Source organism: Neorhizobium sp. PAMB6716, from assembly GCF_058242805.1.
Genome location: NZ_CM177835.1, coordinates 1,397,577 through 1,411,301 on the forward strand (window position 1 = coordinate 1,397,577; position 13,725 = coordinate 1,411,301).

General features: G+C 63.0%; 8 protein-coding genes. 6 read left to right on the forward strand and 2 right to left on the reverse strand.

What is annotated here, in order from left to right; all coding sequences use genetic code 11:
- Nucleotides 1–4 precede the first annotated feature (4 nt).
- The 4 genes from AC4CWH_RS06720 to AC4CWH_RS06735 all read left to right on the forward strand — a co-directional run bounded on the left by AC4CWH_RS06720 (nt 5) and on the right by AC4CWH_RS06735 (nt 3,561).
- Entirely contained in the window at nt 5–844 is an 840-nt protein-coding gene (locus AC4CWH_RS06720; RefSeq protein ID WP_491320923.1) for an ABC transporter ATP-binding protein, read from the forward strand.
- A 5-nt stretch (nt 845–849) separates the two neighbouring features.
- Complete coding sequence (locus AC4CWH_RS06725; RefSeq protein WP_491320924.1) at nt 850–2,220, forward strand: MlaD family protein; 1,371 nt, start codon at nt 850–852, stop codon at nt 2,218–2,220.
- 17 nt (nt 2,221–2,237) lie between these two features.
- Nucleotides 2,238–2,849, forward strand: a complete 612-nt coding sequence (locus tag AC4CWH_RS06730) for an ABC-type transport auxiliary lipoprotein family protein (protein WP_491320925.1) — start codon at nt 2,238–2,240, stop codon at nt 2,847–2,849.
- A 193-nt stretch (nt 2,850–3,042) separates the two neighbouring features.
- Nucleotides 3,043–3,561: a P-loop nucleotide/nucleoside kinase family protein gene (locus AC4CWH_RS06735; protein ID WP_491320926.1), complete on the forward strand. Its 519-nt coding sequence runs from the start codon at nt 3,043–3,045 to the stop codon at nt 3,559–3,561.
- An 84-nt stretch (nt 3,562–3,645) separates the two neighbouring features.
- On the opposite strand, the gene AC4CWH_RS06740 is transcribed toward AC4CWH_RS06735, so the two are convergent.
- Nucleotides 3,646–4,404 carry an NUDIX hydrolase gene (locus AC4CWH_RS06740; protein ID WP_491320927.1) on the reverse strand — a complete coding sequence of 253 codons (759 nt, stop codon included), beginning with the start codon at nt 4,402–4,404 and terminating at the stop codon, nt 3,646–3,648.
- Nucleotides 4,405–4,587: 183 nt separating this feature from the next.
- Nucleotides 4,588–12,102, reverse strand: coding sequence for an apolipoprotein A-IV repeat region-like domain-containing protein (locus AC4CWH_RS06745; RefSeq protein ID WP_491320928.1), 7,515 nt, complete (start codon nt 12,100–12,102; stop codon nt 4,588–4,590).
- A 573-nt stretch (nt 12,103–12,675) separates the two neighbouring features.
- Here AC4CWH_RS06745 and AC4CWH_RS06750 point away from each other — a divergent pair.
- The gene (locus AC4CWH_RS06750; RefSeq protein ID WP_491320929.1) at nt 12,676–13,044 is read left to right on the forward strand and encodes an Hpt domain-containing protein; all 369 of its coding nucleotides are present in this window, start codon (nt 12,676–12,678) and stop codon (nt 13,042–13,044) included.
- A 147-nt stretch (nt 13,045–13,191) separates the two neighbouring features.
- The gene (locus AC4CWH_RS06755; protein ID WP_491285104.1) at nt 13,192–13,512 is read left to right on the forward strand and encodes a 2Fe-2S iron-sulfur cluster-binding protein; all 321 of its coding nucleotides are present in this window, start codon (nt 13,192–13,194) and stop codon (nt 13,510–13,512) included.
- The last annotated feature ends 213 nt before the right edge of the window (nt 13,513–13,725 follow it).

A 13,725-nucleotide genomic window follows, 5' to 3' on the forward strand; every position in this document is an offset into this window, starting at 1 on the left:
GGGTATGGCCGTTCAGGACAATGTGATCGATGCGGTCGAGCATCCGGAGCCGGGGAGCGTCATCCTGTCCGTGCGCGATCTGACGGTTGGTTTCGGCACGAAGACGGTGTTGGAAAACCTTGATCTCGACATCTATCGCGGTGAAATTCTTGGTTTCGTCGGCGCCTCCGGCACCGGCAAATCCGTGCTGATGCGCACGGTGCTGCGCCTTCTGCCACACCGGTCCGGCACGATCGAGATCCTCGGCGTCGACTACGAAAAAGCCGACGACCGACAGCGCATGGCGCTCGATATGCAGCTAGGCGTGCTGTTCCAGCAGGGTGCCTTGTTTTCCTCGCTGACGGTGAAAGAAAACATCCAGCTGCCGATGCGCGAATATCTCGACCTGCCGCAGTCGCTGATGGACGAGCTGGCCTATCTGAAGATCGAGCTGGTTGGCCTTGCTGCCGACGCGGCGGACAAATACCCGTCCGAGCTGTCTGGCGGCATGATCAAGCGGGCAGCCCTTGCGCGGGCGCTGGCGCTCGATCCGGCGCTGGTCTTTCTCGATGAACCGACCTCCGGCCTCGACCCGATCGGGGCTGCCGAATTCGACATGCTGATTGCAAAGCTGCGTGATACGCTCGGCCTTACCGTCTACATGGTCACCCACGATCTCGACAGCCTGTTTTCCGTCTGCGACCGTATCGCGGTGCTTGGCCAGAAGCGGGTTCTGGTCGAGGGAACGCTGGACGACATGCTGGCCTGCGACGATGCGTGGGTGCAGTCCTATTTCCGCGGAAAGCGGGCCCGGTCCATCGTCACCGACCACGGCGCAACCGGCACAGTACCAGGAAAGTCTTGAGAGCCATGGAAACAAAAGCCAATTACGCCATCGTCGGATTTTTCACCCTGCTGGTCGTGGCTGCCGCCTTCGGTTTCGTCTACTGGATGGCGCAGTATGGCCGCAGCGGACCGACCGCCGAAGTGGCGATCCGCATTCCGGGCTCGGCGAACGGGCTTTCGGTGGGCTCGGCCGTGCGCTTCAACGGCATTCCGATCGGCTCTGTGCGCAGCCTGACGATCGATCCGGAAGATCCGCGTTACTCGATTGCCTTCACCGAAGTGCAGACGTCTGCCCCGATCTATCCCTCCACCAAGGCTGTGCTGGAAGTGCAGGGCCTGACGGGTGCCGCCTATATCGAAATGTCGGGCGGGCGCACGGACGAGGAAAACCTCCTGAAGACATCGGAAGAGACGGGCCGGCCGGCCGTACTGATTGCCGACCAGTCGAGCGTGACCAACCTTCTGGCCACCGCCGACAAGATCCTGCAGCGTGCCGATGATGCAATCGGCCAGATCCAGGGTTTCGTGACCGACGCGCGCGGGCCGCTGACCCGCACCATCGAACATGCCGAAGCCTTTACCGGCGCGCTCAGCTCCAATTCCGATGCCATCGACGATTTCCTGCGCAGCCTTTCGACTCTTTCCGTCACCTTCAACCGCGTTTCCGAACGGGTTGATTCGACGCTTGAAGCGGTTGACGGTCTTGTCCGTGCGGTGGATGCGCAGAAGATCAACAATGTCATCACCAATGCCGAAAAGGTGACCGGCGACATTGCCCAGTCCACGAGCAATATTGGCCCGATCATGGAGCAGGTGAAGGAAGCAGCCGGCGGCTTCAACCAGGCGAGCGTCGAGGCGCAATCGGTGCTGAAGCGCGCCGATAACCTGCTGGCTGCCGTCGATCCGACGCAGATCGGAAACGCCGTCAACAATATCACGGCGGCCTCCGTTGATGCGCGTGGCGCCATTGCCTCTGCCCGTCAGGTGGTCGATAACGTTTCGGCGCGCCGCGACGAAATCAACAATGCCATCCGTGACTTCACCGACATGGCGCAGAAACTGAATCAGGCCTCGACGCGCGTCGACACCATTCTGGTGAAGGTGGACACGATGGTGAGCGGCGACGATTCCAAGGGCCTGTTTGCCGAGGCGGAAAAGACGCTGCAATCGATCCGCGCCACGGCTGACAACCTGAACGCCCGCATCGGTCCGATTGCCGACAACCTTGCCCGCTTCTCCGGCACCGGCCTGCGCGACGTGCAGACGCTGGTCGGCGATACCCGCCGCGCCGTGGATAACCTCAACCAGACCATCACCAATTTCGACCAGAATCCGCAGAGGCTGATTTTTGGCGGCGAGTCGGTGAAGGAATATGACGGCCGTACACGGCGTTGACGGGAGCGAGTAACCCAATGATGGACACACAGATGCTGAAGCGCCCGGTCAAAACCACCGCCTTTCTCGCCCTTCCCCTGATGGCGCTGCTTCTGGCCGGCTGCGGCACGAAGGCCAATAACGACACATTCGATCTGTCACTGACGCCGATGGCCGATGCGCCGACGGCGCGCAACAAGCAGATCCTCGTGCCCGAACCGACGGCGCTTAAATCGCTCGACAGCGAACAGGTTCTTGTGCGCGTCTCGCCCTCGGAAATCCAGTATCTCGCCGATTCGCAATGGGGTGACCGCCTGCCGCGCATGGTGCAGTCGAAGCTGGTGCAGGCGTTCGAAAACACCGGCAAGCTTGCCGGCGTCGGCAAGCCAGGGCAGGGACTGGCCATCGATTACCAGGTGGTGACGGATATCCGCGCCTTCGAGATCAATTCGACCGGACCACGCACGGCCAATGTCGAAATCTCGGTCAAGCTCCTCAACGACCGCAATGGGTCGGTGCGCGCGCAGAACGTGTTCCGCGCCAGCGTGCCGGTCTCAGGCGAGGGCAATACCCAGCTGATCGCCGGCATCAACCGCGCCTTTGCCAAGGTCGGCGCCGACATCGTGGACTGGACGCTGCGCTCGCTTTAAGAGGCTAGCTCGAAGGAAATACGGCTTCGCGGGATTGGCCAATGTCTGCGGAGCGTAGCCTGAATCGAGGTCGTCTATTGCGTGCGCCATTGCACTCACGCCTTTGAATAGGTCCTTTGGCGTATGTCTTGCTGCCGTCATGGCAACCGCCTAGACGGCACGCCATCAGTGCTTATCGGCAAAGGCATGGGACATGGGGATCAGAAATATCCTGATCGAAGGCGGCTCCGGAACTGGCAAGACAACAGTTGCGACGGAGCTGGAGCGACGCGGTTACCACGCGGTGCACGGAGACCGTGTTCTCGCCTATCAGGGTGATCCCGTAACAGGCGCAAGGCTCCTCCCTGCCATGGCTGCACGGCACGCGGACGACCCGGACTTTATCTCCCGGCATCACATCTGGGATGTGGAAAAGGTAAGGGCCCTTGTGGCTGATCACACTTTTCCCGTTACCTTCCTTTGTGGCGGCTCGCGGAATTTTTCTCAGTTCATCCATCTCTTCGACGCGGTCTTCGTGCTCGACGTTGATCTCGAGACACTGAACCGTCGGCTCGACGGGAGGCCTGACGAATGGGGCTCAAAGCCCGCCGAACGGGCGCTCATCCTGCGCCAGCACGCGAGCCGCGAAGGCATTCCACCAGGCGCCATCAGCATTGATGCAACTCGGCGGATTTCCGATGTCGTGGATGATATCCTTACCCGGTGCGGGTGATGCAGGCGCCTGCCCATTCGCGTGGGTGAACGCGCTGCACCTTATGGCAACCATCTCGGAGAACAGGTCCAACCGGGCGGGGCTCTAGCCTCTGGCGGTTACTTGCAGATGGCGTGCAAGAAAGTCTCTAGCCTTGAGGAAGCTCCAGGTCTTGGGAGCAATGCGGACTGGGCCGTCGTCCGCCAGAACGTCACCAAGCGGGCAGGCGAGCAGTTGGGCTGCCTCGTTGCGATCGAGGGCATATTGGGCACCGTCCAAGATGACTTGGGCTGTGGAACGGCTCGCGGTGAGGAAGAAAAGCTCCGGGTGACAGAAGACCGGATCATAGGCAAGGCCGATGGCGAAAGTTTCAGCGCGGTCGAGATCCGTGACGGCAATTTCCTCTTCGATTTCCCGCGCAATCTCAAGGGTGAGATCCAGTTGATCAAAACCCTCGGCTGGCTCCGCGTAACCACCGATCAGATAAAGTCCACCGGGGTTCTGTTCGGCAGCAAGGCTTCGTCTTGTGACGATGACCTGCGCGTCTGCCGTCAGCACCACGGCGGTCATGCCGAGCGGATTGGCCCTTTCGGCATGCGGATGCTCAACCTGAAAGTCCGCATGGCGTGTCGCGACATAGGCGAAATAGGTTGTGCGGTTCCCAGCGATTGTCAGCGTGCCGCCCTGAAGGCTGTAGCTCGCCATCCGCATCAGCGCGCCGTCAAAGACGGCCGCACTTCTGGCACGTAGCGCTTGCCAGCGGGCGGCGCGCTCGGTTTCCACCTCGTCGGAAAGCTGAAAGGTCCCGCGCACGTGGCAATCAATCCGATCGGCCGGGATGCTGAAGGACTGGTCTTCGAACACGAAGCATCTCCGGTTTGCAAAGGGGCTGATGGCGCTCCGCCCAATCTGGTCTGGCGCAAACAAGGGTCCGCTGCATCTGCAAAAAAAGACAAGGGGGAAGCAGTGCCACCCCCTTTTCCCATCAGTGCGAAGCCCCGACGTCTGCTCGGGACATCGGGAATGTCATCACAGTGCGGCCCAAGCTCAGCTGAACCGGCCAGCGGCGTGAGCGAGCATGGTGTAGACCTTGCCGGTATCCGAGGTCAGGTAGCTTTGCGTCACGCTGCGGTCGCGGTCGGTGCGGGCAACGTCGGCGAGCAGCTTTTCGAAGTCGGCGATGTAACGGTCGACGGCGGTGCGGAATTCCGGTTCGCGGTCATACTTGCGCTTGATGTCGTCAAAGGTCTGCTGGCCCTTCAGCGTGTAGAGGCGGCGTGTGAACACGTCGCGTTCGCCGCGCTGGTAACGACGCCACAGATCGACCGAGGCATCGTGATCGATGGCGCGGGCGATATCGACCGAGAGCGAGTTCAGCGATTCCACCATGTGACGCGGGTTGCGGCTGTCGCCGGCGCGCGTCTGCTGTTCGCTAGGACGTTGGGCCGGCTGGCGGGCGGGCGCTGCAGCTTCCGCCTCGTCACGCGAGGCGCCACGCAGGAGATCGCTGATCCAGCCGCCGCCTTCGCCGCGCTGGGCAGGTTCTGCCGCACGCGGGGTCACAACAGGCACCCGTTCGGTGGGCAGGCTGCCACGCAGGCCGCCGGACAGCGGCTCGCTGCGGGGTGCAGCCTGAGGCGCCTGCGGAGCGGCCGGGGCACGGGCGGGCTGTGCCGTGACGGCAGCAGGTGCCGGCGTGGGCCGCGGAGCCTGTGCCTGTGCCGGAGCTGGGGCCGGGGCGGGACGTGCAGCCGGCTGCGGGGCACTTGCGCGCGGAGCGGCAACATCAGAAATTTCCAGCGTCTGGGCCGAGCGGCCGACGAGGGCGGAAATATCCTGCAGCGCCTTGATCTGCTCGGCCACGGCCCGGCGCATGGCGGATGCGCTTTCCTTGGCTTCTTCCGGCAGGTCGAAGGCACCGCGCTTCAGTTCGGTGCGGGTATCGTCGAGTTCCTTGCGGATTTCGCTTGCCGATCGACGGATCTCGTCGGTGGCACCGGCAAAGCGCGCGATGGCCTCCTCGACCGACTTGCGCAGCGTGTCGCGCAGGTGATCGGCCGCCTGGTCGGATTTGCCGGCGGCATCGGCGAGCATGCGCTCAACATCCGACAGCGAACCGGTAATGCCGCCGCGCATACGCTCGGCAAGGCCGCGGGCCCGCTGTTCGGCGTCGGCAATCGTGCCTTCCAGTGCGCGGTTGGCTTCCTGGCTGGCACCCATCAGGGCCGCGCGCATGCCGTCCGCCGTCTGCTGAGCGCGACCTTCGGTCTCTGCCAGCGAGCGGTTGATATCGTTGAGCGAGCCGGAGAGGTTTTCGCGAAGCTGCGCACCCACTTCGAGCGACCGTTCGCCGGCGCGCTGGAAGGCACCGTCGACGACGCCCGAGAGATTGCGCATGTTCGTTTCGATCTCTTCCGAGCGCTTGACGAGGCCGACGGAAAGCGCGCGCAGGGCATCCTGACGCTCGGTCAGGGTGCTGGCGAGGTTGGACTGGGCAGCACCCAAGAGCGAGGAGGCCTGGTTAAGAACGGTGGTATATTCATCGAAGCGACCGACGATAGCACCGACCTGCGACAGTGTCTGGCCAGAGATCTGGCCGAGGCGGTCGACATTGTTTTCGAGAAGCCGGCTGGAGCTGGACACCATATCGGCAGCGCGCGTGCTGGCATCGGTAAACCGGGCTGCCGTTTCCTCGAGCTTCTGGTCGGCCTGACCGAGCTTTTCGGATGCCTGCTCGACCGTGACGCCGATTTCGCGGGCGGCATGCTCGACAAGGCTTGCAATGCCATTGTTGCTGTTTTCAAGCCGCGTGATCAGATCGTTGACGCTGTTGGCAAGGCTGTGCTCGCTGTTGCGGATCGCGCCGGTGGCCTGCTGGGTGCGTTCGGAAATGGCAGCGAGCGTTTCGTTGGTGCGCGACGAGATCGCCTCGACCAGCGAGCCGTTTTCCTGGCGCAGGCGCTGAGCATTCTGCTCGGCGGCTGCAATCAGGCGCTCGGCACTTTCGCCGGCAGCCGCTGCCAGACGTTCCGCTGCGGTGCGGCCTGTTTCGGCATACTGTTCGACAACCGGACGGGCCTTTTCATCGATAAGGCGCGAGAGTTCTGCCGAACGGGCAGACAGCATGGAGTTGAGGTCGCGCGAGCGGGTGTCGAGGCTGGAGCGGATGGCCTCGCCGCGGGCTTCGAGCGCCTTGTCGACGGCTTCGAGTGCCGCATTGATATCGCCGGTGGTTTCGGTGAGCGCCGTGCGGATGCTATCGCTGCGGGCGGCAACCGTCTGGTCGACGGACGCAAGCGTCTGCTCGATGCTGCCGGCGGTGTTGGCAAGCGACGAGCGGATGGCCGTGCCGCGCTCATCGAGCGTGCGTTCGGCATCGCCGAGCGCCTGGGTGATGCTGCCGACCTGACGCTGTACGAGGCCTTCTGCTTCCGAAACCTTGTGCATGATGGAATTGCCGGCCTCGGAGAAGGCCTGCGCCACGGCGGCGGCCTGGCCTGCGAGACGGTTCTGCGTTTCGCCGATGCGGCCGGCAATGTCGTTTGAGCGTTCTTCGAGCGCGCGGGCAAAATCCTGATGGCGCTGGTCAACGGTTTCGGCAAACTGCGCGCCGGCCTTGTTCAGCGTATCGGCAGAGCGCATGGCTTCGTTGTCGAATTCCTGGGCCGCAGTCGTCACGGCATCGCGAAGCGAGCTGGCAAGCGTCGATGCCTTACCTTCGATGGTGCGGCTGACATTGTCGAGGCCCATGGTGATCGCCCGGTCCATGGTGGACAGGCGCTCATCGACGCGGGCCGTGCCGGCATCGAAGCTGCCGGTGATGCGGTTGGCGGCTTCCGTGCTCAGGCGGTCGAATTCGCTGGTGCCTTGGCTGAGGGTTCCGGCGATGCGTTCGAGGCCTTCAGCGTTGACGCGTTCCAGTTCGGCGGTGCGCTCGGCAAGCGTCTGCGACAGGCTCATGCCGACGCCTTCCACCATGCCCGAGACATTGCCGATCTGGTTGCGGATGCGGTCTTCGAGGCCGACAAACGTGTCTTCGATCCGATGACCGGTGCGGTCGAGCGTCGAGGAGACGCCGCCGACCGTCTGTTCGACGCGGCTGGAGAACTGATCGGCCGAGGCGGTGATGTCGCGCGCGGCTTCGCCAAGCTTGCCGGCAATGTCGCCGGCGGTATCACGCAGGCGGGTTTCCAGCTCGATGCCGGCGGTGTCGATGACGCCGCGCAGGGCATCCTGCTGGTTCTCCAGCGACATTTCGAGCATGCCGGTGCTGGTGGCAATCGTGGTGCCAAGCGAGGTTGCCTGATCGAGAAGCAGGTCGCTGAGCTGCGCCTGGGCATCGATGAGCGTCGCAGACAGGCTTTCATTGCCGCTTTCGATGGTCGAGCGCATGCGCTCATGGCCGGTGGAGACAGTGTCCGACAGGCGCTGGTTGCCGGTCTCCATCAGATCGGCAAAACGCTGTTCGCTGGAACCGATGACGCCTTCGACGCGGCCGATGCCCTGGCCAAGCGTATTTTCGAAACGCTGCGTGCTGCCGGTGAGGCTCGTTTCGATGCGGTCCGCTGCGCTTCCGACCGTACGGTCGATGGCATCGTGGCCGATGACGAGGGTGCGCGCGAGATCGGCATTGCGGCTTTCGAGCGACTGGTCGAGGCGCTGCTGGTTTTCGCCGTAGACTGCACGAAGCGTTTCCGTGCGGCTGGCAAAGCTCACCTCGATGCGCTGATCGGCCTGTTCGACGGTCGACATCAGTGCTGCCGTCTTTTCATCCACGAGGCTGGAGAGGCGGTCTTCGCTGATCGAAATCGTGGCGCTGAGTACCATCGTGTGATCATCGAGGACTTCGCCGAGGCGGTTGCCGGCACCGCTGACCATATCGCCAAATTCGTTGACACGGCGGCCAAGATCGCTGTCGATGCGCTGCTGGCCTTCCGACAGGGTGCGCGACATAGTGTCGGCAAGGTTTGCCAGACGGTCTTCGCTGAGCGAGATCGTGGTGCTGAGCGCCATGGCCTGATCATCGAGAACTTCGCCAAGACGTGTGCCGGCGCCGCTGACCATTTCGCCAAATTCGTTGACGCGGCGGCCAAGATCGCTGTCGATGCGCTGATGGCCTTCGGCCAGCGTGCGCGACATGGTGTCCGTGAGGTTGGCAAGCCGGTCTTCGCTGAGCGAGATCGTGGTGCTGAGCGCCATGGCCTGATCATCGAGCACTTCGCCAAGACGTGTGCCGGCGCCGCTGACCATTTCGCCAAATTCGTTGATGCGGCGACCGAGATCACTGTCGATGCGCTGGTGGCCTTCCGACAACGTGCGCGACATGGTCTCAGTAAGGTTCGCCAAACGGTCTTCGCTGAGCGAAATCGTGGTGCTGAGCGCCATGGCCTGATCATCGAGCAATTCGCCAAGACGCGTGCCCGCGCCACCCACCATTTCGCCAAACTCGTTGACGCGGCGGCCGAGATCGCTGTCGATGCGCTCATGGCCTTCAGATAGGGTGCGCGACATCGTATCGATGCGGCTGTCGATGAGGCTGGACAGGCGCTCCGGCGCGCCGGCAACCGTCTGTTCGATGGCCTCCGCCTTTTCGGTGATGACAGTGGCAAAACGCTGGTTTCCAGCCTCGAGCGACTGGATGAGCGAGGTGGAGCGATCCGTTAGGCGTTCCTCGAAACGGCCCTGGCTTTCGGAAAGGGCATTGGCAAGCTGGTGGCTGCGCTCCGTCAGAACCGCATCCATGCGCTCATGGGCATTGCCGAGGCTGCCGGTGATTTCGGCAGTTCGCTCGGTCAGCGCGCCGGTCATGGCGGCGTGACGACCGTCGATACCCTCGATCAGGTCCTGCGCATGGGTATCGAAGCTTTCGATGAAGATGCTGCTGCGGATTTCCAGATCGTCGTTGAAATCGCGGCTGCGCTGCTCAAAACCTTCGGTCAGTGCGCGGGTGCGCTCATCCATCGTGTCGGCAAATTCGCGCGTGGTCTGCTCGATGCTGCCGGTAATCTGGCGGCTGCGGCTGTCGAGGTTATCGGTGAGCGTGCGGCTGCGCGTATCGAGATCGTCGATCAGGCCACGGCTGCGCTCGTCGATCGTTTCGGAAATGGTCTTGGCGCGGTTTTCAAGGCTGCTGTCGAGGGCGGCGGTTCGGCTGTCGAGGTCTTCCACGAGGCCACGGCTGCGCTGGTCAAGATTTTCGGTCAGGGTGCGGGCGCGGGTTTCGAGGTTTTCGTCCAGTGCGCGGCTGCGGCTGTCGAGCCCGTCGATCAGGCCACGGCTGCGCTCATCAATGCCAGAGGTCAGCGTGCGCGAACGCGCCTCCAGGCTGTCGTCGAGGCTACGGGCGCGGGTATCTAGATCGTCGATCAGGATACGGCTGCGGTTGTCGAGGCTTTCGTCGAGCACGCGGGCCCGGGCGTCAAACCCTTCGGTCAGCTGGCGGGTGCGCGCATCCATGGTTTCGGCAAGCGTGCGGGCGCGTTCATCGAGCGTTCCGGTGATGTCGCGAGCGTGGGTGCCGAGCGTCTCATCAAGCGTGCGGCTGCGGGCGTCGAGGCTTTCGTCCAGCTGGCTGGCGCGTGTGTCGAAGCCGTCCGTCAGCTGGCGCGTGCGGCTGTCCATGGTTTCGCCAAGCGCGTGGGCGCGCTCCGCCAGAGTGTCGGCAATCGTGCGGCTGCGACCATCCAGGTCTTCGACAAGGCGGTTGCTGCGGCTGTCGAAATCCTCGACCAGACGGTTGGCGCGCGTGTCGAGGCCTTCGTTGAGGGCGCGGTTGCGCTCTTCCAGCTCGGCGGCGAGCCGGCGCGCGCGGCTGTCCAAAACCTCGCCCAGCTGGCTGGTGCTGGTTTCCATGGTGTTTTCGAGCATTTCCTGGCTGGTGCCGAGCGTGGTGGCAAGCGTCAGGGAATGATCGGTAAAGGCCGAGCCCAGCCGTTCGATGCTGGTGGACAAAATGCCTTCCAAGGCATCGGAGCCGCCGGAGACGGTTTCGCGGATGCTGGAGAGGCTTTCGGTGAGCTTGGAGCCAAGCGTGCCGGCGCGCTGATCGAAGGCGGTGGTGAATTCTTCAAGGCCGGTATCGAAGGTGGCGCTGAGCTGGCCGATCGTACCCTGCAGGCGTTCCTCGAACAGGCCCGTGCGCAGGTCGAAATCCATCACCGTATCGTCGGCGGCGTTCTGCAGGGTCTGGCGGAAACCGGCGCCCTTTTCATCGAGCGAGCGGTTGAGCGTCGAGAGCACCGTGCCAAGCGACGTGGTGATCGTGCGCTCACCATCCGTCAGCGTTTCGTTGATATCGCGGGTGCGCGCCAGCAACGTCTCGTTGAGCAGGCGCGTGCGCTCATTCAGTGCCGCATTCAGCTTTTCGGTGCTGGCATCGAGCGTCGAGGCGCGAGTTTCGAACTGGCCGAGGATTTCGTTGCCGCGCGACGACAGCTTCGAGCCAAGCGTTTCAAGCCGTGTATCGAATTCGGTGGCGAGCGACGAGCCGGAGGCGGTGAGCGCACCGATCAGGCCTTCGGTCTTGGCAGACAGGAGCGAGCCCAGCGCATCACCGGCGGCATTGGTCTTTTCCATGAGGACGGCGGCACGGGTGTCGATCATCGAGGCAAAGGCCTCGCCGGAGGTCGCAAGGCGCACCGCAATCTCTTCGGTGGCGAGCGACAGCTCTTCCTTCATGTTCTCATGCGCACCCAGGATGGAGCTGCGGATGCGCTCGGCATGGTTGACGATGGCGTCGCGTTCCGAGCCCAGTTCGTGGACAAGGCCGCGCACCCGCATCTCGTTATCGGCGTAGCTGCGTTCCAGCGCGTTGACTTCGGAGTGAACCAGCGTTTCCAGCTCGGTGGCGCGCGCAATGGTGCGCTCGATGCCTTCGTTCATCGCCGAGACTTCGCGGCGCACGGCTTGGCCGACGGTCATGATGCGTTCCGACGCAATCGTTTCCGGTTCCGACAGGCGAAGCGCGACCTCGGCCATGGAGCGGGCCGCATTGCGCAGGTCCTGCGCCCGCGCCATCATGATGGCGAAGGCGAAAAACAGCATGATCGGCACGAAGATGCCGATAAAGACGGCAACGACGCCGGGCATGGCGACGAGATCGGCAACGGATGACACCTGCCAGATCTGCGCGCCATAAAGGAGGTGGGCAAGGCCCGCGCCGCCAACGGCCCACAGCAGCGAGACAATGCCGGCATTGCGCAGCGACGAGCGCATGGAACCGCTTTCCAGCGAGCGAAGAATGGCCGGCGTGCTGCGGCGTCCGCTGTCATTGGCGGGCTCGAAGCTTGGCGATTTCGCCGCGCCCGGTTCCGGCGGCAACGCCTGGCGGCTCGGTTCCGGCGGGCGAGGGCGCGGTGGGGATGCCTGGGCTGATGGCTTTGCTGATGACTGGGCTGGGCGCTGCGTCGGCGTTTCTGGCACCTTAGTGGCCTCCCGGGCAGGGGGAACGGATTTTTTCGACGCTGCCGGCTGCATCGCTTCCTCGAAGTCGATCTTCAGCGCGTCTTCCAGCGCCTGGAACGCGGTTTCGTCGATCGACTCGTTGTTCGGATTCTTCGCCATGCGGTTACGCCTCGTTACCATACTCGTCCGGCTGATCGTGGGTTTCACCCTGCCGCGTGAGGCGAAACTGTCGATCCGGCCGTACCGGGTCCCGAGACCGGGCATACAGCCGGCTCGGTGTCCCGTTCACTCTCGAACCCGGGGAGCCTTCCGTCGCAAAGACGTCATAAGAAAGGCTTGACCGGTATCCGGGCTGGTGCCGGGCACATGCCCACACCAGTTCCAGTCGTACTGTAGTGGCACATTAGCCTTCCAGACACAATTCGGGCCGTCATCATGGATTGGATGCTGTTTCGTTGTTAACAGATTTTAAACCGCACTTTAACGACTTTCCCCTTGATTTCGCGCGGGTTACGGGAAATTAACCATAGTGTGAGAAAACTGCCGCGATTGCGCCGGAATTTAACCGGATAGCGAGCCAGCCCTGACACCGTCGGGGACCGGAGGAGAGGCAAGGGACGAACAGTCGCGATGCCCAGCAGTCCGGCAGAAGAAGGGAACTGACAGCCTGCCGTCGCGGCTCTCGCGCCGGCGCCCGTCTGTTCCGCACGGCAACAGAGGATGAACCGGTTCATGGCCGCGGTCAGTATTGCTTTCGAAATGCCCGAAAACGGAAGAGGCGAACACCCATCGACATCCCGTCCCATCGATCTCGTGCACCTTGCGGTGCAGACGATGGGCGACAAGGAGCTTGAGGCGGAGGTGCTGCAGCTCTTCGCCCGTCAGGCGCGTGCTGCTCTGCACGAAATGAGCGGCGGCGCGAACGAACAGGTGGTTGCAGCGGCCCACAAGCTGCGCAGTGCTGCCAATGCCGTCGGCGCCTTTGCCGTGGCAACGGCTGCCCTTGGTGTGGAAACCGATCCGGTGAATGCCGCCGCCCGCGCAAGCGTTGCTGCCACGGTGATCGAGGCGGAAAATTTTATCCTGAAGCTTTCGCGATAAACGGGTCCGCAGCGTTTCCCGAACACGTCTGCGGCAAATCTGCTCCGCAAGACCGTGTGCTGGTGTTAAAAGGGTTCTCAACGTTGACTGAAGCGGCGAATTGTCGGAAGACATCGCCGTTTTGACTTCAGTTTGCAAGGATCCGACATGACGCAACTCACCATCGTCGCCTTCGACGGAACGCGCTTTGACATCAATGCGGAGCCCGGCTCCACCGTGATGGAAAACGCCGTCCGCAATTCCGTCCCCGGCATCGATGCCGAATGTGGCGGCGCCTGTGCCTGTGCCACCTGTCATGTCTATGTCGACGACGCCTGGACGGCAGCCGTCGGCGGACCGGCACCGATGGAAGAAGACATGCTCGATTTCGCCTTCGACGTGCGCCCGACCTCCAGGCTCTCCTGTCAGATCAAGATCACCGATGCCCTGGATGGGCTGGTGGTCAACATTCCCGAACGTCAGGGCTGAGGCCGTCAGCCACCCGACACGTCGGCATACTCATGTCAGGATGGCAGGCAAAAAAACGCCTCGCTTGCGCGGCTGCGTCAAGCGAGGCGAAGGCGGGCGTATCACTGTCGAGCGAGGGAGGGAGCGCTTACAGCTTGTCGATACGCCAGGAGAACACCGGGAAAAATCAAAAACGCGGACGCCAGTCCGTAGAGGCCTGCATGCGATAGATTT